This window comes from Serratia sp. HRI (genome assembly GCF_010119335.3).
Lineage (GTDB): Bacteria > Pseudomonadota > Gammaproteobacteria > Enterobacterales > Enterobacteriaceae > Serratia > Serratia nevei.
In genome coordinates this window covers 358,243-385,235 of record NZ_CP083690.1, presented here as the reverse complement: position 1 = coordinate 385,235, position 26,993 = coordinate 358,243, and the positions used below count along the sequence as shown (strand labels likewise).

Here is a 26,993-nt window from a genome sequence, read left to right as displayed (position 1 = left end):
ATGTGCCCCCGGAGGATTAACGTTCGTTCAGCGAGCGCAGATGGTCGTCGCGGCGCAGCGTCATCAGCGCAAAGAGGCTGACCACCGAGGTGGCGACCACGTAGTAGGCGGGAATGTCGATATTACCGGTCTGTTTGATGAGGCCGGTGATAATCAGCCCGGCCGAGCCGGAAAACACCGCATTGGACAGCGAGTAAGCCAGCCCCAAGCCGGTATAACGCACCCGGGTCGGGAACATCTCCGCCAGCATCGCCGGGCCGGGGCCGGCCAGCAGGCCGACCACGGCACCGGCGATCATGACCGCCAGCCCTTTGGCCCACAGTGAACTTTGCGCATCCTGCAACAGGTGCAGCAGCGGGAAGGTGAACAGGATCACCGCCGCCACCGCCGTCAGCATCACCGTTTTACGCCCCAGTTTGTCGCTGATGATGCCCGCCGGCAGAATGGTCAGGGCGAAACCGACGTTGGCCAGCACCGTCGCCACCAGCGCCTGCTGGAAGGTGGCGTGTAATGAAGTTTGCAAATAGGAAGGCATCACCACCAGGAAGGTATAGCCGGCGGCCGACCAGCCCATCATGCGGCCGATGCCGATCAGAATGGTTTTCACCACGCCGCCCAGCTTCGCTTCCGGCGGCGCGGTGGCGTGTTCCGCCTGTTGCTGCGCCTGGGTGAACGTGGGCGTTTCCTCGAGCTTGAGCCGCAGCCACAGCGCCACGGCGCCCATCGGCAGCGCCAGCAGGAAGGGAATGCGCCAGCCCCAGTCATGCAGCTGCTGCGCGCTGAGCAGCGCGGCCAGCAGCGCCACCAGCCCAGCGCCGGCCAGCAGGCCGAGCGCGACGGTCAGAGACTGCCAGGCGCCGAACAGCCCACGCTTGCCCTTCGGGGCGAACTCGGTCATCAGCGACACGGCGCCGCCGAATTCGCCGCCGGCGAACAGCCCCTGAAACATGCGCAGCAGCGTCAGCAGCAGCGGGGCGGCGACGCCGATCGAGGCATAGGTCGGCATAACGCCGATCAGCGCGGTGGCTAGCGTCATCAGCAGCAGAACCGCAATCAGCGTCGGGCGACGACCGATGCGATCGCCGATGCGGCCGAAGATCACCGCGCCGATCGGCCGACAGAAAAACGCCAGCGCGAAGGCGGCGTAGGTGAGGATCAGGCTGGTGATTTCATTTTCACCCTGCAGCGTGAAAAAATTGGCGGCGATAACGGTGGCCAGGAACCCGTACACCCCGAACTCATACCATTCGATAAAGTTGCCGACCGAGCCGGCCAGCAACGCCTGACGCGAGCGGCGCGCGTCGAGAGTCTGTTGATTCATCCCCGTTCCCATACTTTTGAATTATTGTTCGTCAGTTCTAAATTTATACAACAAAACAATCAATTGATTTCAGCGGGAACTGTGAGGCGATCAGCGCATGCCGTCTGTACGCCACCATTCGGGGCAAACATCGGCGAACGCATGTGAGGTCGGGCGCAACTCCGGCAGATTGGCCCGATCGAAGCTGCCGGTGGCCAGCGCCACCGTCGGCTCGTCGTCGATCGCCCCCAGCGTGCTGCCGCAGCGCGGGCAAAAGGCGCGGCTGGAATAGGGTGAAGAACGGTATAGGGCCGGCATGCCGCCCGGCCCGTTCCACTCGACGGCCTGACGCGGAAATTCGACCCAGCAGAGCGTCGGCGCGCCGGAGTGGCGGCGGCAAAAATCGCAGGAACAGCTGTGTGGGTTGCCTGGCAGGCCGTGCGCCTGAAAGCGAATATGCCCGCACAGGCAGCCGCCGCTATAGCAGGGATTTTCCATGATGTCTCCGTCATGAGCGCAGGGGAAAACGATGAAAATCACTATAGCAATATCGCGAAAAATTAACAGGTTCCCGCTGATGCATTACCAGAGCAACGGCGCCGGTTCGCGGCCGTTTTCGGCGTAGTACAGCGACGGCAGGAACTGCGCCAGATAGCTGAACTCGTTGTAGCAGTGGCGCATTAGGTTAAAGCCGATGTCGTCCGGCAGCTCGTCGTGGGCGTTGGCGCAGGCTTTGCCCAGCAGGAAGCGGCTGCGCAGCACGCAGCCATAGGGCGTGTCGCGCACCAGATGCAGCATCTCGCCGTCGCAGGGATCGCCGTTGTCATCCAGCGCCACCTGGTCACCGAAGCCGATGCGTGCGCAAACGGCGGCGGAGAGCGCCTGCGCGTCGCGCGCCTGGCGCAGCGGCTGCGGGGCGAAGAAGTCCTCGGCGGCGTGAAACTTGAGGCGCGCCGCGACCGGCGGCAGCTCCGCCAGCCACTCGACCGCTTCGATACTGGCGCCGACGTAGCTTTCCCCCTTTTTCCAGTGGCGATCCCAGCCGCGGTGTTCGACGTGATCGTGTGGGTGCCACCAGTTGATGTGCTGCGTGTTCTCAAAGAAGGTGAACCACCAGTCCAGCATGCGCCCCTTGCAGCCGTGCAGATCGGTACGGACCGCGACGGTTAGCAAACCGTCGGCGCTGCGACTCAGCCCCATCTCCAGCCGCAGCGGTTCAGGTTTGAGCAACTCGTTGATATCGTTAACGCCCCACGGCGCCAGCAGGGAAGGATGTGTCATAATGGGTTCCTATTTTATTTTGGAAACGAATCGTGTTTCCAAAATAAAACTATGCCGCTATGCTGAGTCTGTCAATGCTTGTGAGGAATAAATATGGCGAACCCGAATGACGAACCGCTGCGTGCTCGCGGCCGGCCGGCCACGCCGGAAACGGCACTGCGCGCCACGTTGGCGCAGGCGACGCTGGCGCTGTTGCTCGACGGCGGCTATGCCGCGGCAACGGTGGATGCGGTGGCGAAACGCGCCGGGGTGGCTAAAAAAACCCTGTATCGCTTTGCCGCCAACCGCGACGAACTGGTGGCGCAGGTGGTAAGCGGTTGGACCGAGGCGTTTCAGCCGGCCTTCGCCCAAGATGCCGGGCAGCGGGCGGCGGTTGCGCCGCTGTTGGAAAAAGGGCTGCAGGCCATCGCGCAGCAGGTGCTGAGTGCGGAAGCGGTGGGCATGTTCCGGCTGCTGCAAAGCGAATTTCCGGGGCGCGAGGGGTTGCTGGAGAGCTACCAGCGCAACGGTATTCAGCGCGGCCGGGCGACGGTGGCGGACTGGCTGCAGCGCCAGCAGCAGTGCGGGTGGCTGCGTGAGCGCGACTGGGCGCAAACCAGCGACCTGCTGTTGGCGATGACCATCGCCGAACCGCTGCGGCAGATGACGCTGGGGCTGTTGCCGCCGGGCAGCGCGATCGACGAGCGCATCGCGGCGGCGGTGGCGCTGGTGATGCCGGGTTTGCTGGGAGAGGAGTGAAAACAAAAAAGGGCCGACGAATCGGCCCTTGAGCGGGGGAATGCCGTTACCGTTTAGGCCCGGCGTTCACCAGTTTTTCGCCCGCCGGGGTGACGGTATATTTGGCGAAGTTATCGATAAAGCGCTGCGCCAGATCCTGCGCTTTTTCCTGCCACAACGATTCGTCGGCATAGGTTTTGCGCGGATCGAGAATCGACGGATCGACGCCCGGCAGCGCGGTCGGCACGTCCAGCCCGAAGATCGGCAGCGTGAAGGTCTCGGCCTGCTCAATGTCGCCATTCAGAATGGCGTCGATGATGCCGCGCGTATCTTTGATCGAGATGCGCTTACCGCTGCCGTTCCAGCCGGTGTTGACCAGGTAAGCCTGGGCGCCGGCGGCCTCCATGCGTTTCACCAGCACTTCGGCATACTGCGTCGGGTGCAGCGTCAGGAACGCGGCGCCGAAGCAGGCGGAGAAGGTTGGCGTCGGCGCGGTGATGCCGCGCTCGGTGCCGGCCAGCTTGGCGGTGAAGCCGGACAGGAAGTGGTACTGGGTTTGCTCAGGCGTCAGGCGCGATACCGGCGGCAGTACGCCGAAGGCGTCGGCGGTCAGGAAGATGATCTTGCGCGCATGGCCGGCTTTGGACACCGGCTTGACGATGTTCTCGATGTGATAAATCGGATAGGAGACGCGGGTGTTCTCGGTCTTGCTGGCGTCGTCGAAGTCGATGCTGCCGTCGGCCAGCACGGTGACGTTTTCCAGCAGCGCATCGCGTCGGATCGCCTGATAGATTTCCGGCTCCGCCTGCGGCGACAGCTTGATGGTCTTGGCGTAGCAGCCGCCTTCGAAGTTGAACACGCCGTCGTCGTCCCAGCCGTGCTCGTCATCGCCGATCAGCTGGCGCTTCGGATCGGTGGAGAGGGTGGTTTTGCCGGTGCCGGACAGGCCGAAGAACACCGCCACGTCGCCTTGCTCGCCGACGTTGGCCGAGCAGTGCATCGAGGCGATGCCCTTCAGCGGCAGCAGGTAGTTCATGATCGAGAACAGGCCTTTCTTCATCTCGCCGCCGTACCAGGTGCCGCCGATCAGCTGCATGCGTTCCGTCAGGTTGAAGGCGACGAAGTTCTCCGAGTGCAACCCTTGCTGCTGCCAGTCCGGGTTGGTGCATTTGGCGCCGTTCATCACCACGAAGTCCGGCTCAAAGTCCGCCAGTTCGGCGTCGCTCGGGCGGATAAACATGTTTTTCACGAAGTGCGCCTGCCAGGCCACCTCGGTGATGAAGCGCACTTTCAGGCGCGTGTCGGCGTTGGCGCCGCAGAACGCGTCCACCACGAACAAACGCTTGCCGGAGAGCTGGTTGCCCACCAACGTTTTCAGATGCTGCCAGACTTCCGGGGAGAGCGGCTGGTTGTCGTTCTTGCCGGTGCCGTTGTCCGACCACCAGACGGTATCGCGCGTGGTGTCGTCGCGCACGATGTATTTGTCCTTCGGCGAACGGCCGGTGAATTCACCGGTCGCGACGTTGACCGCGCCCAGCTGGGTGAGGGTGCCGCGTTCCAGCGGCGGCAGGTCGGCGCGGGTCTCTTCGGCGAACAGTAATTCATAGCTGGGGTTATAGACGACGTCGGCGGCCTGATGAATGCCGTAGCGAGCGAGGGTTTGTGGGGTAACAGCGCGTGAAGACATATTCTACTTCCTTATGAGTCATATTATGCCTCTTTCCCGTGCGGTGCCGCGCGCAGGATTAAGGTTCGGATCAAGCTGACCGGATTCAGCTAATGCGTTTCCGGTTCTTTATTAATAAAGCAGGGGGCTTTTTCGCCCTCCTATAGCATAGCAGCGAATTTAAACCCGATTACTTTAATTACAAAATGCTGACGATAATTAATTAAAACTAACCTTGGCGGAGGGTCACAATATTGAATTCCGCCGGCGTAATTTAGTTTTGCATTTTTATTTTTTATCATATCGTCAGAGCTGTCTACTGTTTTATTTCTTATTAGAAAAAGCGAAATCCACAATAGGATTCTTCGTAATCATTTGTTTTTACTTGGCTATGGCAGGAACGTTGCGCCAGGTGAATCTAACCGTACTGTACGCTTGTCAGCAGGGTGAATAATGAAACAGATAAATGCAGAACTGGCCTGTGATAAAAATACGGCATCGTCCGAATCCTCAGGATTAATTAATCAACTTCGTCAAATAGATATCGGTGCGGTACCGATCGCGCTGTTTATCACGATTTGCGCGATCGTGGCGATTTCCGCCTATGCCAACTTCCTGCCGAAGAATATGATCGGCGGCCTGGCGGTGATAATGACGCTGGGCTTTGCGCTGGCGCAGTTGGGAAAAAGCATTCCCGTGCTGCGCGATATCGGCGGGCCGGCCATTCTGTGTTTGATGGTGCCGTCGGTGCTGGTCTATTTCAATGTCTTCCAGCCTAACGTCATGGGCACCGTCCATTTGCTGATGAAAGACGCCAACCTGCTGTATTTCGTCATCGCCAGTCTGGTGGTCGGCAGCATTCTCGGCATGAATCGGGTGATCCTGATCCAGGGGATGATTCGCATGTTCGTGCCCTTGGTGGTCGGTACGGTGACGGCGGTGATCACCGGGCTGCTGGTGGGCAAGCTGTTCGGTTTTACCTTCTATCACACCTTCTTCTTCATCATTGTGCCGATCATCGGCGGCGGCATCGGCGAGGGGATTTTACCGCTGTCGCTGGCCTATTCGGCGATCCTGGGAGCGACGCCGGATGTCTACGTCGCGCAGCTGGCGCCGGCGGCGGTGCTGGGCAATATCTTCGCCATCGTGACCGCCGGGGTGCTGGCTCGCATCGGCATGCAGCGCAAGGCGCTGAGCGGCGACGGCATGCTGATCCGTTCGGCGCAGGAGAACGCGATGTTCGCCATCAAGGAGCAAAGCGGCAACGTCGATTTCCAACTGATGGGCGGCGGTCTGTTGGTGATCTGCGCCTTCTTTATCGTCGGTGGCCTGTTCGAACACATCGTGCATATTCCCGGCCCGGTGCTGATGATCCTGTTCGCGGTGTTGTGCAAGTACTGCCGGGTGATCCCGGCCTCGATGGAAACCGGCGCGCACAGTTTCTACAAGTTCGTCTCCACGGCGCTGGTGTGGCCGCTGATGATCGGTCTGGGCATGCTGTACGTGCCGCTGGAAAGCGTGGTGGCGGTGTTCTCGGTCGGTTATGTGGTGGTCTGCGGCTCGGTGGTGCTGTCGATGGGGCTGGTCAGTTTCCTGATTGCGCCTTACCTGAAGATGTTCCCGGTGGAAGCGGCGATCGTCACCTGTTGCCACAGCGGCCTGGGCGGCACCGGTGACGTGGCGATCCTGTCGGCGTCGAACCGCATGGGGCTAATGCCGTTCGCCCAAATTGCCACGCGCATCGGCGGCGCTTCCACGGTCATCGGCGCGACGCTGCTGCTCGGTTGGTTAGTCTGAGTCCAGAATTTCTTATGGATAGCCGGGGTTGGATTGCCCCGGTTTTTTTATGTTTTTTTCCGCTTATCGTGATAATGCTGATGATTACCTTGAAAATCATTCGTATGGCGCAAATGCATAGTCGTACTTTATCTAAGAAAATTCTGTACTCGGCGAAAGTGTGTCTATTCTTTTCTCTTAAGGGATTATCGTTCTCATTCAGAGTGCCGAGGGAAGGCGCCACCGCATTACCGATATCCCCGTATTGATTCAACACCGGGCCGCTGCCGTTCAGGCAATCCGCCAGTTGGGGCATCCCCCCCGATTGAATTGACGAATATGGAGATAAGGTTATGTCATCAAGCAATGCTTCCGTTAAGGCCGAAGGCGTATTAGCCCTGCTGGGCGCTTATAAACCCGATGAAGACGACACCATTACCGTGCTTCATCCGTCGAAAACGTTCGAAAACGCCGGTCTGGAGCTGGCGCGCGGCGATCGCAGTTGGCACGACAAGGGCGTGACCGACACGCCGGTCTCCCTGACCTTCAGCTTCTGGGAAAAGGCGCCGGGCAACATGTCGAGCATGGGCATCAGCGGCTTCAGCAGCTTTAACGCCGAACAGCGCGAGCAGGCCAAACTGTCGTTGCAGTCATGGTCCGACGTGGCCAACATCACCTTTAGCGAAACCAGCAACACCGCCGCCGCCAACATCAAATTCGGCCTGTTCGACTACAGCTCGCGCGGCTCCTATGCCTTTGCGTATAACCCGGACACCTCGCCTTCGGTTGCCGGGCAAACCTGGTATAACGCCAAGAACCATACCTTCGTCAACAATCAGATCCATGAGAACGAGTACGGTCGCCAGACCTTCACCCATGAAATCGGCCATGCGCTGGGGCTGCAACACCCGGGCGACTATAACGCCGCGCCGGGCGTCAGTATCACCTACGGCAAGGACGCGACCTATTTCGAGGACAGCCGTGCCCACAGCGTGATGAGCTATTTCAGCGAAAGCAACACCGGGCAGGACTTTAAAGGCGCTTACTCTTCCGGGCCGCTGCTCAACGACATCACGGCGATCCAGCACTTCTACGGCGCCAACATGAACACCCGCACCGGCGATACGATCTACGGCTTTAATTCCAATACCGATCGCGACTTCCTCACCGCCACCAGCGCGCAGGACAAGATTGTTTTCACCGCCTGGGATGCCGGCGGTAACGACACCTTCGACTTCTCCGGCTTTGGCCAGAATCAGCGCATCAACCTGAATGAAAAAGCGTTCTCGGACGTTGGCGGCCTGAAAGGCAACGTGTCCATCGCCGCAGGCGTAACGATTGAAAATGCCATCGGCGGATCGGGCAACGATGTGCTGGTGGGCAACGCCGGCGACAATGTGCTCAAGGGCGGTGCGGGCGATGATGTGTTGTACGGCGGCAAAGGGGCCGATCAGCTGTGGGGCGGCGCTGGCAAAGATACCTTCGTCTATTTCGCGGCGGATGAATCGACGGCGGCGGCACCGGATTGGATCCGCGACTTCGTGCGCGGTGAAGACAAGATCGATCTGACGCTGTTCAACACCGGCAGCGCGGACGGCATTCGCTTCGTCGATCAGTTCAGCGGCAAGGCGGGTGAGGCGATGTTGAGCTATGACGCGCAAAGTCACGTCAGCGACCTGGCGATCAACCTGGGCGGCGCTTTTGGCGCCAGCGATTTCCTGGTGAAAGTGGTGGGGCAGCCGCTGGATGCCGGCGATTTCGTGTTGGCGTAATGCGGGCAACAAAAATAGGGCGTTTTGGGTAAAAACCCGACAATTCCTATTAATTCCGTCATATTAGCGTGACATAGTAGCGCGCAGAAGGCCGGGCTTGCATACCTCGGGCTTCTGTCGGATCGCCAACCTTTTCGGTTGGCGATTCATTTTCCGCCTTTCAACATGTTGATGGCGGCGCCGAGCAGGATGCGCCGTTCGATATCGTTGCTGTCCGCCAGCTGCCGCGCCAGATGTTTTTCCAGCGTTTCCACCGACAGCGCTTCGCCACGATGGCGCAGCTGCATCACGCCGTCGCCGATCAGGCGTGCGACCTCATCCCATACGGGTTTAATCTCCTGTTCCGAGAACGTCATGGCCTACCTCGGCTGGTTGATTTTTGCCCAATGTAGCAGCTGAACTGCGGCTTCGCTACCGGCCACCCAAAACAGGAAGCATAAAAAACAAGCCATCAGTATTTCTTCTGGTTTTTACGCTCAATACTGGCGGTGTCGAAAAGCAGGAGAAAACATCATGAACTGGGTCGAAACCTTGGCGGAGTACTACCGCCTGAGCCGCACGGGTGAAACGCAGCATTGGCTGTGTCGCCGCTGGTTGCCACAAGGGGAAGCGCGTTTGGCCTATTTGCAGGAGCTGCTGGAGCCGACCGCGCCGCGACGGCGGTGAGCACGACGCCGGCGCTTAGGCCGGCGCCGGTTCGCGAGATTAACCGAAGGCGATCGCCGCCCAACGCAACAGCAGCAACGCCAGGCAGATCAGCAGCAGCACCACGACCATTTTACTGAGTTTGTTGCCCATGCGTTTTGTTGCCACGTTGCCTCCTTAACTGAAGTACCACCCGCCGACGAGGGTGATGAGGAAAAGCGTCACCAGGGCGACGCCGTTGAGTAAATCGCTGAAGGTATCGTCAGCATCGATGTCGTCTTGCCGCATGTTGCCGCCTGGCGGTTGCCATTGGGTGAATAATGTCCACAGTATGCGCCCGGCAGCGCGACAGGCACAGCGAAGAACGGTAAAAACTCGTAAAGGCGGCGGTGGCGGAACGCGCAGTCGCGCTTGCGACGGATGCAGACGGCCGGCAATACGTTGTACTATCCTGTCTGCATTGATGCATTTTTCCAAAAGGTATAATCATGGCGACGGCAATTCCACAGAAATACGAGCACCTTGAGCGCTGGGCGTTCGGCGATACCGAGCAGCAGGCCGATGAAGTGGTGCAATTGATCCTCAATGGCACCAAAACGGCCACCTGTTCCAACCTGGACGGCGAAGGGATCCCGCAGGCCGGCGACCTGTTCCTGGTGGTGGACGGTAAAGGTGAACCGGTCTGCGCGGTTGAACTGACCGCGGTGGAAATGAAAACGTACGATCAGGTCGATGAAGCGCACGCCTTTGCCGAAGGCGAGGGCGATCGTTCGCTGGCGCATTGGCGCAAAGAGCTGCAGCGCTTCTTCGAAGAGTATGATCTGTTCTCGCCGGACATGACGCTGGTGCTGATGAATTTCAAAGTCGTCGACAAGTTCTAAACGGATGCGCGCCGTTCCCTACGAATGCCAGTGGGCAAGCCCGGAGCTGGCCGCCGAACTGATCGCCGGCCGCATGACGCTGGCGCAAGACGAGAATTGGGCGCGCAGCGGCGCCCGCGATCGGGCGGAGTACGTCGAGTGGGCCAACCACGTGTGCGGCATGGCCTGCCTGAAAATGGTGCTGAGCCATCGCGACGGCGAAGCGCCGCCGCTGCTGGAGTTGGCGCGGCGTAGCCTGCCTTACGGTGCCTATGTGCGCGAGGGGGAGCGGATAAAAGGGCTGATTTACGCGCCGTTCGTTGAGTACGTGCGCGAGCAGTTTGCGCTGCAAGCGGAGGTGAAGGTGGGGCTGGAGGCCGCCGAGTTATGGGCGCTGCTTAGCCAATACCGCTACTTTATCGCCTCGGTGCATCCTTCCATTCGCCGGCCCGAGAGCCTGCCGCCGCAGCGAGGCGGGCATCTGGTGTTGATCACCGCCGCCGATACGCAAAGCGTAACCTTCCACAACCCTTCGGGCGACAGCCCGGCAACGCGCGAGCGGGTACAGCTGCCGCTCAACCGCTTCACCCCTTTCTTTGCCGGCCGCGGCATCGCCATCGCATAAAAAAACGCGCTGTTTCCGATGAAAGCAGCGCGTCGTCAGCAGGCCCGGCGTATTTTCATGCCAGCCGCATCACCCAGGCGTCCGCCTGCCGATCGTAGTGCTGCTTGTACAGCAGCGACTGTTTGCCATCAAGGATCGCCGGAATGCTGGTGTGTTCATCCCAGCCGTCGAGCTGCATACACAGATCCGGATCGGACTTGCAGGGAATGCTCAGGGTGCCGGCGCGGTCGGCGCCGGCGTGAAGATGCGCGTCATCGACCTCGAAGCTGCCAATTTTTACGACGGTTTTGCTCATGGGAACTCCTTGCTCAATGATGTGGTAGGAGGTTAGACCAGTAAGGCCATCGGTATGAGCATAGCCAAATGAGCAAAAAATGCCACATAAAAAATACATTCTGGCAACATTCTTCCTGAGCGGCTAGCGGCCACGCTAATAGGTCACGACATAGCTGACGTTATCCTGATAGGTACCGACCGGCACTTCGGTCTGCGCCGGATTGATGGCGGCGGTAAAGGGGATGCTTTGCGCCAGACCGGTGCCGGTGCCGCTTTGCGCGTTGGTGCTGCTCCACACGGTGCTGGTGTTGGGCAGGTAGATCTGATACTGCAGGAAGTTGCTGGTGCCGCTGAGCATTCGCCGCCAACCGGTGATGGGGTTGTTGCCGTTGGTAAAGTAGGAGCTGTATGACTGGGATTTGGTGCAGGTCAGGGTGATGCTCTGGTTGATCGGGTTGAATTGCCCCACCAGCGCCATGCTGCCGAAGTTGACGTTGTTGGCGGTATTGATCAGGCAGCTTTTGGTGATGACCGCGGTGACGGTCACGGTGCTGGGTTGGTTGGTGCCGTCCCACCAGATACACAGCCCTATCAGGCCCAGGCCGCAAATATGGTAGTTCCACACCAGGTTAATGGTGTCGGTATAGGTGCCGGCGCTGACGTTCGCACCCGCCACGGTTTTGACGTACACCGGAAAGTTGACGTTGGAAGAGATCAGGATCAGCGACAGCAGGTTCAGCGAGCTGTAGTCGATGGTCTGGCCGACGCTGTAGGGATATTGGTAGTTGGCATCCGGGTAGATGAGATAGGAGATTTTATCGCCGGAGCCGTTGCCGTTCAGCAGGGCCATATTGTTGGTGGTGGAGGCAATCTTGACCGTGACGGTGTTTTGCGTCAACAGATTGAGCCCCAGCCCGGTACAGTTGAGCCCGGCGGTACCCTGGGCGCTGATCTGGCCGTTGTAGACGGCGAAGGAGTTGCTGCTGGGCAGGGTCACCGTGCCGTTGGTAGTGGCGCAGTCCGCCAGCGCGCGTTGCCCGCACAGCAGCAGCAGCGCCGCCAAAAGAATTTTCACTTGCCGATACATCGTTCTTCTTCTCCGTGTGTTATTGGCAGACGAGGGGACCGACGCGCTGTAGCCCCTGCGGATTGGCCAGGCTGAAGCTGACCTGGCACGGCGCGCCGCCGTCGGCCGGGATCACGCTCAGCCGGTTGTGCTGCTGCACCGGGTCGATATAGGTCATGCCATCCCACCCGACATAGCTTTGTTGATTGCTGCCGATCACCGCCACCTGGCTGCCGTTGGCCAGCGGTTTGCCTTGCGCATCGACCAGCTCCACGTCGGCGGCGGAAAGGCGCTGGACGGGGAATTCGACCAGGTAGCCGCTGTGATCGCGAATGGCGACGGTTTTTTCTACTGACGGTAAATTGACATCCGCCGGCAGATTGAGCGGATCAATCTGGAATTTGGCGTGGTAATACGAAGTGACGGTGGGCACCAACAGGTAGCCTTTGTCGTTGGTGACGCCGATGCGCTGGTTCTCGTAGCTGACCGGAATGCCGGCGTAGCCGTTGGTCGAAACCAGGGCAAAGGCGTCGTTGATGGTGTTGGTGGCGTATACGCCGCCGTTCATCGCCACCAGCGAACCGCTGACTTCGCCCCAGCGGGTGTAATCGTTACGGTTGCCGTACAGCCCGGCGCGGGTTTCCAACAGCGAGGTGCGCCAGGTCAGGTCTGCCTGGCGGTAATCGCTGTTGCTGCCTTGACCGCCGGCGTAGGCCAGGTTCCAGCCGAAACCGCCGTCGGTCGGCGCGGCGCGGCTGTACGCGACGCGTTCGCTCCAGCGGTTGCCGGCGTCGCGGGCGGTACTGACGTTAGCGGTGCCCCAGGCATCGAACGGAATGCTGATCTGCAGCTGCGAGCTGTAGCCGTCGCCGCCGATCTCGCGGTTCGCCGAGGCGTACAGGCTGATATTGCGCCACAGCGTCAGGCTGTACGACAGGTTGACCAGGCGGGTGCGCTGGCCGATGGCGTCGCGCACGTCGAAATAACCGGCGCCCAGGCTGCCGAAGCGGCTCAGGCCGATGCTGCCGGTCAGTTGATCGGTGCGGCGGCTCAGGCGGTAGCTGCTCTTGTAGGTAGAGAGGTCGCCGAAGTCCGCGCTGCGCAGTACCCGTTGGGCATTGAGGCTGAAATATTGGTTGCTGTAGGTATAGCTCAGGCTGGTCTGATCGCCGTGGCGGCCGGTGTACTGATAAACCGGCCTGGCATCCGGTTGCTGTACCGGTTGGCCGGTGATCGGATTGTAATAAAGGGGCGTGACCGGTGGGGCGTTGAAGGCATCGCTGCCCGCCTGGCTGTAACTGTAGGAGGCGTTGAGGACCCCTAACTGCCCCAGGCGCACGCCCGCGCCGGCGCCGGTGACCGCCAGCTCAGCAGCGCCTTCCGCTCGCCCTTCGAGCGTCAACCAATCAGTGACGCCGTAACGCCCGCTGCCGCTGGCCACCCATTGGCCGTAGTCTGCGGAGCGGTAGCCGTAATTTTGACGCAGCGCCCCTGCCGACAGGCTGAAATCGCTTAGCCCGGCCTGCAGCAGCGAGCTGGCGACATAGAACGGCACCGTGGTGCTGATCTGGCGGCCGAGCGCGTCGGTGGTGACCACCGTCGCCTGGCCGGCGCCGTTGATGTAAGGCACGGTATTCAGGGTGAACGGGCCGGGGTTCACGCTGACGGAGGTATTCTTATAGCTGTTGATGTACAGATCGACGCTGCTCGGCACGGCGGCCTGGCCGGAGAACTGCGGCAGCGGATAGGTAATCAGATCCGGCCGCGTGGCGAAGTTGCGCGCCACCTGCAGGCCGCCGATGCGCACCGAACTGGTCCAGGGCAGCGAGCCGGTCGTGAGATCGCCGGCGGTATAGCTGAGCATGGTGTTGTCGTCGCTGTAGCGCCAGCTGCTGTCGTAGCGGATATAGCGATTGTTCTGCTGTGCGGCGGTCTCGCCGTTGAAGCTGCTGCGGAAAATGCCGGTGTTGGCGATAACGCCGAAGCCGTCGAACAGCCGCTGTTCGCTCCAGGCGGAAAAATAGCCCGGATTGCCGCGCCCGCCGCTCTGGCTGACGTAGGCGTCGTAATTCAGCAAGAAGCCCAGGCTGCTTTGCGCCGGCAGCCGCTGTTCCGGGTTGGCGTCGCCGAGGGTTTGCTTGGGCAGCCAGTCGTTGGGCACCGAGATCAACAGCTGCTGCGTTTCGCCGCTGTAGGTGACGTCGACCTTATCCAATTGATCGACGGCGATTTCTTTCGCTTGCTTGTCCGCCACCGGCAGGCCGGCGTCGCTCAGTTGCTGCGGCGTCAAATAGTAGTGGCCGCTGCGGTAGGTGACCGGCACCACTTTGCCGGTCTGGCGGCCGTTCACCACCGGCTCCAGATACAGCGTGGTGTCCGGCATGCTGATGGCGCTGGGCGGCGGCGGAAGGTCGTCGGCGGCGGCGTGCGGCGGCCACAGCTCCACCGCCATACAAAGTACGGCCAGGGCCAGCGGCTTGAGCTGCATGCCGCGCGTGGCCGGCGACGAGATCCGCTTCACCTGCACCTCAGGCTCAGTAAGACGGAATGGTTACGGGTTGCTTATTATCGTTGACCATCGCCTGCAGCTTGCCGGCGGCGAAACTGCCCGAAGGCGGCAGGGCAAAGCGCATCTGCGAACCCGGCAGCACATAGCCCAGCAGCCCGTTGTTGAGCGGCTTGCCCTGGATGCTGACCTGCGACAGGCGAGCGTGCACGATGCCGTCGTTGCGCACGTCGAGCCAGCGCTGGCTGTTTTGCTGCAGCAGCCGGTAGCTGAGCTTCGGCTGGTTGGCGGTGGCATAGTCGCGCGGGTGTTCGAAGTCTTGCTTGGTCCAGACGCCTTTGCCGCTGACGAACAGCGGCACCGAATAACGCATCTGGAATTTCAGCCCCATCTGCGCACCCTTGTCGGGCGCCGCGCCGTCTTTATCCTTGATTGGCACTTCGTCAACCAGTATCCGGTAAGCCCGTTCTTGCCCGGCGGCGACCGGGATCTGCTTGATCAGGCGAATCAGCTGGCGTTTGCCGGGGAGAATGGTGGCGACCGGCGGGCTGGCGACCACGTCGCTCTGGTTGCGGTAGTCGTCCTTACCGCCGGTTTGTTGCCAGCCGAGCACGCGGATCTGCATATAGACCGGTTTGCTGTCGCGGTTTTCCAGCCACAGGGCCGTCGCCTGCTGGTTGTCTTCAATCGCCGGATCGATAGGCCAAATCAGAATGGAGGCGGCGGCGAAGGCCTGCGGTTGACCGGCTAACAGCAATCCTGCCAGCAGGGGCAGGCGGAGCAGAGTACTACGCATAATGTGATCCTTTTTAAAAGCTCAATAACTCACCGTCACTAAGACCGTATCGTTGTAGGTGCCGCTGGTGGGCAAGGTGCTGCTCGCCATTAAACTGGCGTAGATTTTTATTTCTTGCGTACTGCCGGTGGAGGAGACGGTTTGGACGGCGCCGCCGTTGCCGCCGTCGCCCCACAAAACGGCGTAGTTGGCATCCTGGTAGAGCTGGTAAACCAGCGTTTCCGAGGTCACCGAGTTCAACAGTTTTCGCCCGCCGGCGATGGAGCCGGTGACGTTATTGCCGACGTTCAATCCCAGGGTGACGCTGAGCCCGGGATTGCAGCGGATCAAAATGGAGCCGGCGCCGGCGCTGGAGACGATTTTTATCGGGCTGCTCAAGGACGCCACCTGGCCGAAGCTCATGCTGCCGAACGAGGTAACGTTGGTGACGCCGCTGCCGAGCACGCAGCCTTTGATGATCGAAGCGTTGACCGTAAAGCCCTGGCTGACGGTATCGGCACGGGCCGTCGGGGCGCCGATCAGCGCCGCCAGCAGCAGGGTGCGCAGCGTTCCGTTAATCACCAATTTATCGTCACCTGCACCGTATCCGTATAGTTGCCCGTCGCCGGCGTCGTTTGTACCGGGATCATGCCGTACACCGGCAGCCAGACGCTTTGGCCGGTGGCGGTCTGGGTGACGCCGGTGACGTTATCCCAGACGGTGGCGTAGCTGGCGCTGGTATACAGGTTGTAGTTCACGCGGGCACCCGCCGCGCTTTGCAGATAGCGCGCGGCGGTATTGCCGCTCTGTCCCCCGCTGAGCAGCACCGTGTAACTGGTGCCGTTGTTGCAGTTGATCTGCAGTGCGCCGGCGTTCGCCTGGCCGGTCACCTTTATCGCCGTATTGAGGAAATAGACCGTGCCGAAGTTAAAGGTGCCGAACGTGGTGTTGCCGCCGCTGGTGGTGCCGGCGACGCAGGACTTGACCAGGGTGGCGCTGACGCCCACCGTCGCGGTGCTGACGTCGGCGCGGCAAACGCCCGCCAACGACAGCAGCATGCAGGTGACGGCCAGGCGCGTCATGTTTACCAGGTGACGGTCATGGTGACGGTATCGCTGTACGCACCGGCCGCTGGGGTGGTGCCTGCCGCAGGTACCAGGCCGTAGACGATCAGCGGTACCGCCGAACCGGTGCCGGTGCCGGTCAGCAGGCCGGTGGTGCTGTTCCACGGTACGGCGTGGGCGCTGTCCTGGTAGAGGTTATAGCTGATATAGGCCGGTACGCTGCTGGCCATGCGCCGTTGGCTGCCGGTGGCGTTGAGGCCGTTGTCCAGCGCCACGGTATAGTTGGTGCCGGTGGTGCAGTTCAGCCCCAGCGTGCCGGTGCCGCCGCTGCCGGTGGCGCTGGCGGTGATGACGTTAGCCAGTGAGGAGTAGGTGCCGAAGCTGATGGAGCCGAAGCTGTTGGTGGTGCCGGAGCTGGTGCCGCCGGTGACCACGCAGCCGGCGCCGATGGTCAGGGTGACGCCCAGCGTGCCCTGAATGGTGCCCGCCGCGTAGGAGGTGCCAGAGGCGCACAGCAGAAGTGCTGCCGAGGTTAATGCCGCCAGAGTCTTTTTCATCGTGGTTCCTTGCCGTAGTAGAGAAGCCTGCCAAAAAGCCCGAAAAATGAGTCAAATGCATTAATCTATTTACAGATTAATTAATAGAATAAGAACGTGAGAATGTCGCGCTAAAAGATTAAAAACTTTATTTATTTTTAACCGCGATCGCAGGTTCGCTGCGGCGGCCGTGTCACGGGCATGAACACTAAGGGGGTAATGATAATGCGGGTGGGAATATTATTACTTAATGAATAACGGAGCGCACTGACGGCGCTCCGTTGACGATGAAACTCACCAGGTGACGGTCATGGTGACGGTATCGCTGTAGACGCCCGCCGCCGGGGTCGTTCCCGCGGCAGGCACCAGGCCGTAAACGATCAGCGGTATCGCCGATCCGGTACCGGTGCCGGTCAGCGTGCCGGTGGTGCTGTTCCACGGCAGGGCGTGGGCGCTGTCCTGATAAAGGTTGTAGCTGATGTAGGCCGGCACGCTGCTGGCCATGCGCCGCTGGCTGCCGGAGGCGTTGAGGCCGTTGTCCAGCGCTACGGTATAGTTGGTGCCGGTGGTGCAGTTCAGCCCCAGCGTGCCGGTACCGCCGCTGCCGGTGGCGCTGGCGGTGATGACGTTGGCCAGCGAGGAGTAAGTCCCGAAGCTGATCGAACCAAAGTCGTTGGTGGTGCCGGAACTGTTGCCGCCGGTGACCACACAGCCGGCGCCGATGGTGATCGTTACGCCCAGCGTGCCCTGAATGGTGCCCGCTGCGTTGGCTGTGCCACTGATGCACAGCAGAGGTGCTACCGAGGTCAAAACCATCAGAGTTTTATTCATCATGATTCCTTGCCGTGTCAGAGAAAGCCCGCAAAAACGCCACCCAGAGCTGAGTTGAACGCATTAATTTACTTACATTTAAATTAATAGGATAAGAACGCGAAATTGTCTTGATCAAAGGCTAAAAACTTTTTTCTTTTCCGGCGGGGATATACGGACGGGGAGGCGGAATAGTGCAACTTGGAAATGATTAGAATAATAACGAATGACGATAGGAATATTATTAGCGTTATTTTGGCGCCGGGGGATGCGGTTCCCCGGCACCGGATCGATTACAGGTGAAAATCCAGCGCGCCGTCGCGCACCAGCTCGCGCGGCAGGTTGTTCTTGATGCGGCTGCCGATGCGCTTGGCGATGCCCAGCGGCTGGCCCTGGTAGGTGACGATGCATTCATCGCCGGCCGGCGGCTGCTCCGGGTAGAGATCGCGGCCGTGATACCACTCCTGCGCCAGCGCGGCGTCCAGTTCGAAATGCGGTTTGCCGCCGGTGCCGGCCAGCGCGATTGCCGCCTCGTGCTGCCAGCGGAAACCTTTCGGGAATCGTTCCGCCAGCTTGAGGCCGATACGTGAGAAGCGCACTTTACCGAACAGCGGTTCCAGCTCGGCCGGGAACAGCCAGAGCTCCTTGTCGCGCTCCCACAGCCGGCTGTCATCGCCCCAGGTTAAGCCGGATGCGGCGGCGGCTTGGGCGACCAGCGCCGCCTCTTTGCCGGACAGCGGGCTGAACGGGAATTTACCCACCTTGTAGGTCGGCTTCGCCAACGGCGCCACGGCGCGCTGTTTGCGCAGGCGGGCGACGAAAAAGCCTTCGCTGTCGTAAATCTGCGGGAAGACGTGCAGGAAGCCTTCGGCGGTCAGCGCCTTGTCGGCGCCGGGGAACAGTGCACCCAGCGGCTCGACGCTGACCGCGTCGCCGTAGATGTCCAGCAGCCAGCGCACCACCTGCTGGTTTTCCTGCGCATTGAGCGTGCAGGTGGAGTAAACCATCACGCCGCCCGGCGCCAGCGCATGAAACGCGCTGTCGATCAGTTCGCGTTGGGTGGCGGCGATCTCGGCCACGCTCTGTGGCGACCAGTTGCTCATGGCGTCCGGATCCTTGCGCACCACGCCTTCGCCTGAGCAGGGGGCATCGAGCAGAATGGCGTCGAAGCTCTCCGGCAGCGCGGCGCCGAACACCCGGCCGTCGAAGTGGGTCAGCGCGGCGTTCTTCACGCCGCAGCGGCTGATATTGGCGTGCAGCACTTTTACCCGGCTGGCGGAGTATTCGTTGGCGACGATGCCGCCCTGATTGCCCATCAACGCGGCGATTTGGGTGGTTTTGGAGCCTGGTGCCGCCGCCACGTCCAGCACCCGATTAGGCGCTGCGCCGCCCGAGAACAGCGCGCTGACCGGCAGCATTGAACTGGCCTCCTGAATGTAGAACAGGCCGCTCAGGTGTTCGGCGGCGCTGCCCAGACGCAGTTCTTCATCGTCGCGCTCGATCCAGAACCCTTCCGCGCACCAGGGGATGGGCTCCAGTCGCCAGTCGTAATCCTGCACCAGCGCCAGGAAGTCGGCGACGCTGATTTTCAGCGTGTTGACGCGCAGGCTGCGGCGCAGCGGGCGCTGGCAGGCGGCGATAAAATCTTCCATCGCCAGCTCGGCGGGCATGATGGCGCGGGTGGCGTCAAGGAAAGCGGGGGGCAGAAAAACGGCGGTGGATTTGGCCACGGGGCGAACTCTCAGGGTGCAATAAAGACAAGGGCGAGAGTTTATCACAAAGCGGAAAAAAACAGGGCCCGGCAATGCCGGGCCCTGAGGAAAATGCGAAATTTAATCGCGCGGAATGGCGGTGCCCCAGGTTTTCCAGTCCTTCGGCTCTTCCGGATTCAGCAGGAAGTGTTTGTTCGGCGTCGCTTTCGGCGCCAGCGGAATGGTCGGCGGCGTGGCGAAGGCGATACCGCCGCGGATGAACTGCTGGAAGGTCCCGCTCTTGATCACGCCGCCGGTCAGGCCGAACTGCAGGTTGTACCCCGAAGCCAGCCAGAACACGCTGTTGTTGCGCACCAGATGCTGATACTTCTTGCTGATGCGCAGCGCGACGTGCACCCGGTCTGACATGGCGCCAAGGTAGAAGCCGGTGATGGTGCCGACCTCCACGCCACGGAACAGCACCGGCGTGCCGATCTGCAGCGAGCCGGTTTCGGCGGCGTCGAGCACCACGCTCAGGCCGTCGAGATAGCGCGAGTCGGTGATGCTGGCCTGCTGCAGCTCGAAGGTGCGCAGCTCGCGGCCGCGCCCCGGCTCCACGTTGATATAAGGCTGGAGCAGGGTATCGAGGTTGCTGACGCCGGCGGCGGAGATCTCCGGCGAGACGATCGAGAAGCGGCTGCCCAGACGCGCGAAGGTCTGCACGTATTCCGGATACAGCACCGCTTTGGCCAACACTTCGTTGCGCTCCGGCGCCAGCTGCAGCGACTCCACCTGGCCGACGTCGATGCCGAGGTAGCGCAGCGGCATGCCCGCCGACAGCTTGCTGGCGTCGTAGGTTTTCAACGTGATTTGGCTGCCCACCGCGCGAGCGGCGGTTTCGCTGGCGTACAGCACGCGGTTGGCGCCCTTGTTAAGCGTCACGCCCTGCAGGTTGTCGAAGCTGATGGCGCCTTTCAGCGCGCGGTTAAGCGGCGAAGCCTGCACCGTCAGCCCGCTGCCGTTGAGCTGCACCTTGGCGCCGCCTTCGGCCCAGAAGATGCTTTCTCGGGTCAGCAGCTTGCGGTATTCCGGGTTGATGTAGACGTCCACCTCAAACTCGTTGGCCTTTGGCCGCACGTTGACGATTTCGCCCACCTGGAATTTGCGATACAGCACCACCGAGCCGGCCTGCACGTCCGGCAGGCTGGTGGCGCTGAGGGTCAGGGTGGTGGCCGGGGCGTTGCCGACGATGCCTTCCTCGGCTTTCTCGCTGTTGGCGTACAGCGGGTATTGGCCGCCCGGTTCCCCCTTGCTGCCGGGAATAATGCGCACGCCGCCGTCTACCCACTCCTGGGCGCTGGCGCCGAGCACTTCCATGCCGTCGATGCCCAGCTTGACGTCGAGGCGGCTGTTGACCACGAATTTGCTGTCTTTGTGCAGCAGGCCGCGATATTGGGCGTCGATGGCGGCGGTGAACACCACGCCGCCGGCGGTCAGGGTGCGGCTCAGGATCTGGCCGACTTTCACGCCGTGCACTACCAACGGCTGCCCCACGTCGATGCCGTAGCTTTGCGGCGCATTCAGCGTGACGGTCAGCACGCCAGGCTGTTGCAACAGCGTCTCGCTGCTGTCCAGCACGTTGAAGCGCTGCTGCGGCTCGCCTTCACCCGGTACCAGCTCCAGCGTGGTGCCGGTCAGCAGTTGGCTGAGCTTGGCGTCGTTGAGGCTGATGCGCGGGCTGCGCATCACGATGCGGGTGCCGCTGCGCATCAGATCGACCACCGAAGGATCGATGGTCAGTTCACCGACCACTTTGCTGTCCTGCTGCAACGTCAGCTTGGTCAGGGTGCCGACCTGCAGCCCCTGGTACATCAGCGGCGTGCGGTTTTCACTCAGGTTGTTGCCGCTCGGCAGATCCAGCAGGATATTGACGCCGCGCTGGCTGTGGGCCAGATCGGGATACAGGGCATAGCTCTGGTCGCCCTTGGCCTGCTGGCCATCGGCCGGAGAATCGAAGGCGATGGCGCCGTTGACCAGCGCCGCCAGGCTCTCCATCTGTACCGTCGCGCCGGACAGGCTGAAATCGCCCTTGAAGCCGGAGACGTTCCAGAAGCGGCTGTTGTTTTTCACCAGATGGGCGAAGCGGCGATCGATCAGCACGTCGATGGTCACGCCCTTATTGCCTTCGCTGATGGTGTAGTCGTACACCTTGCCGACCGGGATTTTACGGTAGTAGACCAGCGAGCCGCTGTTGAGCGAGCCCAGATCGTCGGCGTGCAGGTGGATCATCAGCTCGCCGGTGTTCAGGCGGTACTTCGGCTGGGTATCGAGCGCGGTGAAGTGGGTTTGCTCCTTGCCGCTGCCGGGCATCATGCCGATATAGTTGCCGCCGACCAGCGCATCGAGGCCGGAGACCCCGGCCAGCGAGGCCTTCGGCGTCACCAGCCAGAACTGGGTGCCTTCGCGCAGCGAGTCTCCCAGATCGCTTTTGATGCTGGCCTCCACCACGATGCTGCGCAGATCTTTGCTCAGGCTGATTTTTTGCACCGTGCCGACCTCAACGCCCTGATAGCGCACCGGCGTGCGGCCGGCGACGATGCCCGCCGCCGATTGGAAATCGATGGTGACGGTGGTGCCGCGCTCCTGGAAATTGTTATAGACCAGCCACCCGGCGATCAGCAGGGCGATGAACGGCAGTAACCAGAACGGTGAAATGCGGCGTTTGTTCTTGACCCGCGCTTCAGTCGGTGTAGTCGGCGTTTCCTGTTGCATGTGCATCCCAAATCAATCGGCTATCGAGCCATTCAACGGCAAGAATAGTCAAAATGACCGCCGAGCCAAAGTAAAACGCGGCCGGTCCCATAGTAAAAGATAACAGCTGGTCGCGGTTTACCAGCGACATCATCAAGGCGATAACGAACAGATCGAGCATCGACCAGCGGCCGATCCAGGTGACCAGGCGCAGCAGGCGAATGCGCGTCTTCAGGCTGTGCGAGGTTTTGAAGTGGATGCTCAGCAACAGCGTGATCAGCACGATCACCTTGGTAAAAGGCACCAGCACGCTGGCGATGAACACGATGGCGGCGATCGGCACGTTGCCGGAGGTGGCCAGTGAGACCACGCCGGAGAAGATGGTGTCTTCCATCCGCACGCCGTTGGCGTAAATGATGGAAATCGGCAGCAGGTTAGCCGGTATCAGCAAGATCATCGCCGCGATCAGCGCCGCCCAGGTTTTCTGCAGGCTGTAGGGCTGGCGATGGCACATCGGCACATGGCAGCGCGGGCAGCGGCCGCGCGCGTCAGGGTAGCCGGTATAGTGGCAGGACAGGCAAATGTGCAGCGCCGCCGGTGGGCCTTCCGGCTGTTCCTGCGGGTAGTAACGCTCCCACAGCTGCTCCAGGTTGACGTGGATCAGCGTCAAGATGCTGAGCAGGGTGAGCGACAGGTAAGCGATCAGCGCGCTGCCGGGTTGGATGTCGGCGTAATCCTGCACTTTGATCGCCGCCACCGCCATGCCGATCAGATAGATGTCCAGCATCACCCACTCTTTGAGCCGCTCCAGCATCAGCAGCACCGGGCGCAGGTTCATGCCGAGCGCGTGGCCGAAGCGCAGGTAGAGCAGCGACAGCGCCAGCGTCAGCGGGGCGCCGAGGGTGCAAAACGCCACCATGCTGGCGGTCAGTGGATCGCCCTGGCGGCTCATCTGCCAGATGCCCTCCAGCAGGCTGGCGTCGATGCGCGTGCCGAGCAGGCGGATGCTGATCAGCGGTTCGGTGAAGGCGAACGGCATCAGCAGCAGCATGGCGATCGCCATGGCGGTCAGGCGCGTCATCGACCAGTCGCGGCCGCTCACCACCTTGGCGTTGCAGCGCGGGCAATAGGCGGCCTGATTGCCGCTGAGCGGCGGCAGCACGAACAGCAGGTCGCACTCGCAGCAGCGCTGGTGGCACGCTTTGGAAAGGGGGGCGGTGATCGCGTGTATTTTCATCTTTGACAAGTAGCTGCCCTTGAGCCCGCCGGAACTGTCAGCGTAGCTGAAAAATAAACCGGCCGCGTCACCGGCGATCGGGCGCCGGACGGTAAAACGAGGTAAACCGGGATTCTGAGCGGCAAACATACCCCGAGCGGCAGGGTTTTGTGAAGCAACAGATGATTAACCTTGTGGCTATACGCATTTAATGCTTATTTTATAGGGCCTAAGCTTTGGGCTTCTGGCCATCTTCACTGTTTCAATGGTTATCACATGACAAAAGAACAATTCTACGCGGAATTAAAACGTGACCTGAGCGCGTTGCTCGGTGGGGAGACCAACTTTATCGCGGCGCTGTCCAACGCCAGCGCGTTGATCAACGAGCGTCTGGATGACGTGAACTGGGCCGGTTTCTATCTGATGGATGGCGACCAGCTGGTGCTGGGGCCGTTCCAGGGCAAGATCGCCTGCGTGCGCATCCCGGTGGGCAAGGGCGTGTGCGGCACGGCGGTGGCGGAAAATCGCGTGCAGCGCGTCGGCGACGTGCATGCGTTCCCGGGCCATATCGCCTGCGATGCGGCCAGCAATGCGGAAATCGTGCTGCCGTTGGCGGTTGGCGGCCGGGTGATCGGCGTTTTGGATATCGACAGCACGGTTTATCAACGCTTCGACGAACAGGATGAAGCGGGCCTGAAAGCAGTGGTGGCGGGGCTTTGTGAGCAACTGGAACAGTGTGACAGTGCGAAATATGTGACTGTAGCGGCAAGTTGATCGACGGTTAACGTGGCAATTACCGATGGCGTCATTATAATGACGCCTGTTCATGCCTGTGGCTTGTTGGCAATACCGTTGTAATCAGGAAATTTCATGGAAAATCAACCTAAGTTGAACTCTAGTAAAGAAGTCATTGCTTTTCTTGCCGAGCGTTTTCCGCTCTGCTTTAGCGCCGAAGGCGAAGCTCGTCCGCTGAAAATCGGTATTTTTCAGGATTTGGTAGAGCGCGTGCAGGGGGAAGAGAATCTCAGCAAAACGCAATTGCGTTCTGCCCTGCGCCTGTACACCTCAAGCTGGCGTTACCTGTACGGCGTCAAAGTTGGCGCGCAGCGCGTCGACCTGGACGGCAATCCGTGCGGTGAACTGGAACAGCAGCATGTCGATCATGCTCGCCAGCAGCTTGAAGAAGCCAAAGCGCGCGTTCAGGCACAGCGTGCCGAACAAAACGCCAAAAAACGTGAAGCCGCCGGTGAATCCGCCGATGCCGCGCCACGCCGTCCGCGCCCAGCCGGTAAAAAGCCTGCTGCACGTCGCGAAGGCGGAGCCGCGCCGGAAAACCGCAAGCCGCGCCCACAAACTCGCCCACAGCCAGCTCGTCAACCTCGTGCAGCAAAAGAGGAAAACCAGCCGCGTTATGCGCCAGTCACGGATATCTCTAAACTGCAAATTGGCCAGGAAATCAAAGTCAGAGCAGGCAAGAGCGCGATGGATGCTACCGTACTCGAAATCGCTAAAGATGGCGTACGTGTGCAGCTCTCTTCCGGTCTGGCGATGATTGTGCGCGCAGAACACTTGCAGTTCTGATACGGAGGCCAACCAAGGCATGAACAAATTCGTCAGATTAACAGCGATTGCAGGGCTGCTGTGGGCGGGTGTCAGTTACGGCGCGGAAACAGCCAACATCCGCATCGGCCAACTGCCCCAACTGCAACAGGAACCCCAGCACGCTACGGTGAGTGAGCGCGTGACCTCGCGCTTCACTCGCTCTCATTACCGCCAGTTCGCCCTCGACGCGGAGTTTTCAGGCAAGATCTTCGATCGCTACCTGAACATGCTGGACTACAACCATAACGTGTTGCTGGCCTCCGACGTGGCGCAGTTCGCCGGCAAACGCAATCAGGTTGGCGAAGAGCTGAAAACCGGCAAGCTGGACACCTTCTACGCGCTGTTCAATCTGGCGCAGAAACGCCGTTTCGAGCGATACACCTATGCGTTGTCGCTGCTGGAAAAGCCGATGAACTTCACCGGCAACGGCACTATCGATCTCGACCGCAGCAAAGCGCCGTGGCCGAAAGACAAGGCCGAGCTGGATAGCCTGTGGGATGCGAAAGTCACCTATGACGAGCTGAACCTCAAGCTGACCGGCAAGACCGACAAAGAAATCCGCGACACGCTGACCAAGCGTTATCAGTTCGCCATCAAGCGCCTGACGCAAAGCAACAGCGAAGACGTCTTCCAGCTGGCGATGAATGCCTTTGCGCATGAAATCGACCCGCATACCAACTATCTGTCTCCGCGCAACACCGAGCAGTTCAACACCGAGATGAGCCTGTCGCTGGAAGGCATCGGTGCGGTGCTGCAGATGGATGACGACTACACCCTGATCAACTCAATGGTGCCGGGCGGCCCGGCGGCGAAGAGCAAGGCGATCACCGTGGGCGATCGCATCGTCGGCGTCGGCCAGGCCGGCAAACCGATGGTGGACGTGATCGGCTGGCGCCTGGACGACGTGGTGTCGTTGATCAAAGGGCCGAAAGGCAGCAAAGTGCGGCTGGAGATCCTGCCGGCCGGCAAGGGCACCAAAACCCGCGTGGTCACCTTGACCCGCGAGCGCATCCGCCTGGAAGACCGCGCGGTGAAAATGACCATCAAGACCGTCGGCAAAGAGAAGGTGGCGGTGTTCGACATCCCAGGCTTCTACGTCGGTCTGACCGATGACGTGAAAGTGCAGCTGCAGAAGATGGCCAAGCAGAACGTCAAGAGCGTGATCATCGATCTGCGCACCAACGGCGGCGGCGCGCTGACCGAAGCGGTGGCGCTGTCCGGCCTGTTCATTCCGAGCGGCCCGGTGGTGCAGGTGCGCGACAACAACGGCAAAGTGCGTGAAGACGCCGACACCGACGGCGTGACCTACTACAAAGGCCCGCTGGTGGTGCTGGTCGATCGCTTCAGCGCCTCCGCCTCCGAGATCTTTGCGGCGGCGATGCAGGATTACGGCCGCGCGCTGATCGTCGGCGAACCGACCTTCGGTAAAGGCACCGTGCAGCAGTACCGTTCGCTGAACCGCATCTACGATCAGATGCTGCGCCCTGAGTGGCCGGCGCTGGGGTCGGTGCAGTACACCATTCAGAAGTTCTACCGCGTCAACGGCGGCAGCACCCAGCGCAAAGGGGTAACCCCGGACATTCTGATGCCGACCGGCGTCGATCCGGCGGAAACCGGCGAAGCGTTTGAAGACAACGCCATGCCGTGGGACAGCATCAATGCGGCGACCTACAGCAAGACCGGCGATATGGTGCCGTTCGAGCCGGAGCTGCTGAAAGATCACCAGCAGCGCATCGCGCAGAATCCGGAGTTCCAGTACATCGCGCAGGATATCGCGCATTACAAGGCGCTGAAGGATAAACGCAACATCGTGTCCCTCAATCTGGCCGTGCGCGAGAAAGAGAACCACGATGACGATGCGACCCGTCTGAAACGCATCAACGAGCGCCTGGAACGTGCGGGCAAGAAGCCGCTGAAATCGCTCGACGATCTGCCGAAGGATTACCAGGAACCGGATCCGTACCTGGATGAAACCGTGCATATCGCGCTGGACCTGGCTCATCTGGAAAAAGAACAGCCCGCTCAGCAGCCAACGCCGGCCAAATAAGGCCGCGTCAG

The 26,993-nt window shown here is 60.9% G+C and carries 26 protein-coding genes; 9 read left to right on the top strand and 17 right to left on the bottom strand.

Annotated elements, in window-relative coordinates:
* Window positions 1-16 precede the first annotated feature (16 nt).
* The 3 genes from GF111_RS01910 to GF111_RS01900 all read right to left on the bottom strand — a co-directional run bounded on the left by GF111_RS01910 (window position 17) and on the right by GF111_RS01900 (window position 2,581).
* Window positions 17-1,321 (bottom strand): MFS transporter, encoded by a 1,305-nt coding sequence (locus GF111_RS01910; RefSeq protein ID WP_102779821.1) that lies wholly within the window; start codon window positions 1,319-1,321, stop codon window positions 17-19.
* Window positions 1,322-1,411: 90 nt separating this feature from the next.
* On the bottom strand, window positions 1,412-1,798 hold the full coding sequence (locus GF111_RS01905; RefSeq protein ID WP_038877695.1) for a GFA family protein: 387 nt from the start codon (window positions 1,796-1,798) through the stop codon (window positions 1,412-1,414).
* Between the two features lie 84 nt (window positions 1,799-1,882).
* On the bottom strand, window positions 1,883-2,581 hold the full coding sequence (locus GF111_RS01900) for a DAPG hydrolase family protein (RefSeq protein WP_038877693.1): 699 nt from the start codon (window positions 2,579-2,581) through the stop codon (window positions 1,883-1,885).
* 93 nt (window positions 2,582-2,674) lie between these two features.
* Here GF111_RS01900 and GF111_RS01895 point away from each other — a divergent pair, with 93 nt between their 5' ends.
* Window positions 2,675-3,319 carry a TetR/AcrR family transcriptional regulator gene (locus GF111_RS01895; protein ID WP_147190465.1) on the top strand — a complete coding sequence of 215 codons (645 nt, stop codon included), beginning with the start codon at window positions 2,675-2,677 and terminating at the stop codon, window positions 3,317-3,319.
* Window positions 3,320-3,365: 46 nt separating this feature from the next.
* Here the strand turns inward: GF111_RS01895 and pckA are convergent, their stop codons facing one another.
* Window positions 3,366-4,985: a phosphoenolpyruvate carboxykinase (ATP) gene (gene pckA / locus GF111_RS01890; RefSeq protein ID WP_038882150.1), complete on the bottom strand. Its 1,620-nt coding sequence runs from the start codon at window positions 4,983-4,985 to the stop codon at window positions 3,366-3,368.
* Between the two features lie 432 nt (window positions 4,986-5,417).
* Here pckA and GF111_RS01885 point away from each other — a divergent pair, with 432 nt between their 5' ends.
* The gene (locus GF111_RS01885; protein ID WP_038877686.1) at window positions 5,418-6,761 is read left to right on the top strand and encodes a 2-hydroxycarboxylate transporter family protein; all 1,344 of its coding nucleotides are present in this window, start codon (window positions 5,418-5,420) and stop codon (window positions 6,759-6,761) included.
* A gap of 332 nt (window positions 6,762-7,093) precedes the next feature.
* Window positions 7,094-8,512 (top strand): serralysin family metalloprotease, encoded by a 1,419-nt coding sequence (locus GF111_RS01880; RefSeq protein ID WP_147191400.1) that lies wholly within the window; start codon window positions 7,094-7,096, stop codon window positions 8,510-8,512.
* Window positions 8,513-8,658: 146 nt separating this feature from the next.
* On the opposite strand, the gene GF111_RS01875 is transcribed toward GF111_RS01880, so the two are convergent.
* Entirely contained in the window at window positions 8,659-8,868 is a 210-nt protein-coding gene (locus GF111_RS01875; RefSeq protein ID WP_004931526.1) for a hypothetical protein, read from the bottom strand.
* 157 nt (window positions 8,869-9,025) lie between these two features.
* Between GF111_RS01875 and GF111_RS01870 the strand changes: the two genes are divergently transcribed.
* Window positions 9,026-9,178, top strand: a complete 153-nt coding sequence (locus tag GF111_RS01870) for a hypothetical protein (RefSeq protein ID WP_164491942.1) — start codon at window positions 9,026-9,028, stop codon at window positions 9,176-9,178.
* 39 nt (window positions 9,179-9,217) lie between these two features.
* Here the strand turns inward: GF111_RS01870 and yniD are convergent, their stop codons facing one another.
* A complete protein-coding gene (gene yniD, locus GF111_RS01865) occupies window positions 9,218-9,310 on the bottom strand; it encodes a small membrane protein YniD (RefSeq protein ID WP_016928013.1) in 93 nt (30 codons plus the stop codon).
* A gap of 335 nt (window positions 9,311-9,645) precedes the next feature.
* Between yniD and GF111_RS01860 the strand changes: the two genes are divergently transcribed.
* The gene (locus tag GF111_RS01860) at window positions 9,646-10,038 is read left to right on the top strand and encodes an ASCH domain-containing protein (protein ID WP_004931522.1); all 393 of its coding nucleotides are present in this window, start codon (window positions 9,646-9,648) and stop codon (window positions 10,036-10,038) included.
* Window positions 10,039-10,042: 4 nt separating this feature from the next.
* Window positions 10,043-10,642: a C39 family peptidase gene (locus GF111_RS01855; protein WP_055312546.1), complete on the top strand. Its 600-nt coding sequence runs from the start codon at window positions 10,043-10,045 to the stop codon at window positions 10,640-10,642.
* 55 nt (window positions 10,643-10,697) lie between these two features.
* Here GF111_RS01855 and GF111_RS01850 read toward each other — a convergent pair whose 3' ends face one another.
* The 11 genes from GF111_RS01850 to yebS form a co-directional block, all read right to left on the bottom strand.
* Window positions 10,698-10,937, bottom strand: a complete 240-nt coding sequence (locus GF111_RS01850) for a DUF1480 family protein (RefSeq protein ID WP_004931517.1) — start codon at window positions 10,935-10,937, stop codon at window positions 10,698-10,700.
* A gap of 135 nt (window positions 10,938-11,072) precedes the next feature.
* Complete coding sequence (locus GF111_RS01845) at window positions 11,073-12,005, bottom strand: spore coat protein U domain-containing protein (protein WP_047727697.1); 933 nt, start codon at window positions 12,003-12,005, stop codon at window positions 11,073-11,075.
* 19 nt (window positions 12,006-12,024) lie between these two features.
* On the bottom strand, window positions 12,025-14,472 hold the full coding sequence (locus GF111_RS01840) for a fimbria/pilus outer membrane usher protein (protein WP_370633550.1): 2,448 nt from the start codon (window positions 14,470-14,472) through the stop codon (window positions 12,025-12,027).
* A 46-nt stretch (window positions 14,473-14,518) separates the two neighbouring features.
* On the bottom strand, window positions 14,519-15,286 hold the full coding sequence (locus tag GF111_RS01835; protein ID WP_038877673.1) for a molecular chaperone: 768 nt from the start codon (window positions 15,284-15,286) through the stop codon (window positions 14,519-14,521).
* A gap of 21 nt (window positions 15,287-15,307) precedes the next feature.
* On the bottom strand, window positions 15,308-15,823 hold the full coding sequence (locus tag GF111_RS01830; protein ID WP_047730737.1) for a spore coat U domain-containing protein: 516 nt from the start codon (window positions 15,821-15,823) through the stop codon (window positions 15,308-15,310).
* 20 nt (window positions 15,824-15,843) lie between these two features.
* On the bottom strand, window positions 15,844-16,347 hold the full coding sequence (locus GF111_RS01825; RefSeq protein ID WP_038877669.1) for a spore coat U domain-containing protein: 504 nt from the start codon (window positions 16,345-16,347) through the stop codon (window positions 15,844-15,846).
* 2 nt (window positions 16,348-16,349) lie between these two features.
* Window positions 16,350-16,886, bottom strand: a complete 537-nt coding sequence (locus GF111_RS01820; protein WP_038877667.1) for a spore coat protein U domain-containing protein — start codon at window positions 16,884-16,886, stop codon at window positions 16,350-16,352.
* Window positions 16,887-17,159: 273 nt separating this feature from the next.
* Window positions 17,160-17,696 (bottom strand): spore coat protein U domain-containing protein, encoded by a 537-nt coding sequence (locus GF111_RS01815; protein ID WP_038877665.1) that lies wholly within the window; start codon window positions 17,694-17,696, stop codon window positions 17,160-17,162.
* A gap of 272 nt (window positions 17,697-17,968) precedes the next feature.
* The gene (gene rsmF / locus GF111_RS01810; protein ID WP_147190487.1) at window positions 17,969-19,405 is read right to left on the bottom strand and encodes a 16S rRNA (cytosine(1407)-C(5))-methyltransferase RsmF; all 1,437 of its coding nucleotides are present in this window, start codon (window positions 19,403-19,405) and stop codon (window positions 17,969-17,971) included.
* A gap of 102 nt (window positions 19,406-19,507) precedes the next feature.
* A complete protein-coding gene (locus tag GF111_RS01805; RefSeq protein WP_147190485.1) occupies window positions 19,508-22,138 on the bottom strand; it encodes a PqiB family protein in 2,631 nt (876 codons plus the stop codon).
* Window positions 22,107-23,354, bottom strand: coding sequence for a membrane integrity lipid transport subunit YebS (gene yebS, locus GF111_RS01800; protein ID WP_147190484.1), 1,248 nt, complete (start codon window positions 23,352-23,354; stop codon window positions 22,107-22,109). Before yebS ends, GF111_RS01805 begins: the two co-directional genes overlap by 32 nt.
* 255 nt (window positions 23,355-23,609) lie before the next feature.
* On the opposite strand from yebS, the gene GF111_RS01795 reads away from it, so the two are divergent.
* The 3 genes from GF111_RS01795 to prc all read left to right on the top strand — a co-directional run bounded on the left by GF111_RS01795 (window position 23,610) and on the right by prc (window position 26,982).
* A complete protein-coding gene (locus tag GF111_RS01795) occupies window positions 23,610-24,107 on the top strand; it encodes a GAF domain-containing protein (protein WP_038877659.1) in 498 nt (165 codons plus the stop codon).
* Between the two features lie 96 nt (window positions 24,108-24,203).
* The gene (gene proQ / locus GF111_RS01790) at window positions 24,204-24,914 is read left to right on the top strand and encodes an RNA chaperone ProQ (protein ID WP_033638287.1); all 711 of its coding nucleotides are present in this window, start codon (window positions 24,204-24,206) and stop codon (window positions 24,912-24,914) included.
* Window positions 24,915-24,933: 19 nt separating this feature from the next.
* Window positions 24,934-26,982 (top strand): carboxy terminal-processing peptidase, encoded by a 2,049-nt coding sequence (gene prc, locus GF111_RS01785; RefSeq protein WP_038877658.1) that lies wholly within the window; start codon window positions 24,934-24,936, stop codon window positions 26,980-26,982.
* The last annotated feature ends 11 nt before the right edge of the window (window positions 26,983-26,993 follow it).